This window comes from Pseudomonas agronomica (genome assembly GCF_025917275.1).
GTDB lineage: Bacteria > Pseudomonadota > Gammaproteobacteria > Pseudomonadales > Pseudomonadaceae > Aquipseudomonas > Aquipseudomonas agronomica.
On record NZ_JAOSHO010000890.1, the window covers coordinates 1 to 1,050 of the forward strand.

Sequence of the window (1,050 nt, forward strand, 5' to 3'; positions counted from 1 at the left end):
GTTCTGGAACGTCGCCGACCCGGGCTGGGCCTACGGCATCTATTTCGGCGTGACCGGCCCCTTGGCGCTGGGACATCCGATTACCTTCTACGACGGCCCGTTCACCCTCGACAGCACCTGCCGCGTCATCAACAAATACGGCATCACCAACCTGGCGGGTTCGCCCACGGCCTATCGCCTGCTGATCGCCGGCGGCGAACGGTTCGCCCGGGCGGTCAAGGGCAAGCTGCGCATCGTCAGCAGCGCCGGTGAGCCGCTGAACCCGGAAGTGATCCGTTGGTTCGCCGACAATTTGAACGTGGTGATCCACGACCATTACGGCCAGACCGAACTGGGCATGGTGCTGTGCAATCACCATGGCCTCGAGCATCCGGTGCACCAGGGGGCGGCGGGTTTTGCCTCGCCAGGCCACCGCATCGTGGTGCTGGATGACAACCATCAGGAGCTCGGCGTCGGCCAACCGGGCATTCTCGCCGTCGACCGCAGCCAATCGCCGATGTGCTGGTTCGCCGGTTACGAAGGGGGCCCGACCAAGGCCTTCGTCGGGGACTATTACCTGAGCGGCGACACCGTCGAGTTCAACCCCGACGGCAGCATCAGCTTCGTCGGGCGCAGTGATGACGTGATCACCACGTCCGGCTACCGGGTTGGCCCGTTCGATGTGGAAAGCGCGCTGATCGAGCACCCGGCCGTGGTCGAGGCCGCCGTGATCGGCAAGCCCGACCCGGAGCGTACCGAGCTGGTCAAAGCCTTTGTGGTGCTCAGCGCCCAATACCGCGCCGCGCCGGAGCTGGCCGAAGAACTGCGGCTGCACGTACGCCAGCGGCTGGCGGCCCATGCCTATCCCCGTGAAATCGAATTTGTCAGCGACTTGCCGAAAACCCCGAGCGGCAAGTTGCAGCGCTTTATCTTGCGCAACCAGGAAATCGCCAAGGTTCAAGAGACTTTGGCCCAGAACGTTTCAGCTTGAATCCAAGGAAACCATGATGCAGATCGACAACAAGATTTTCCTCGTTAGCGGTGGCGCTTCCGGCCTCGGCGCGGCCACCG

At 63.6% G+C, this 1,050-nt stretch carries 1 protein-coding gene; it reads left to right on the forward strand.

Features of this window, described 5'->3' with window-relative positions; all coding sequences use genetic code 11:
- A partial coding sequence (locus OC610_RS27925) for an AMP-binding enzyme (protein WP_264432820.1) occupies positions 1–970 on the forward strand: 970 nt, incomplete at its 5' end.
- Between the last annotated feature and the right edge of the window lie 80 nt (positions 971–1,050).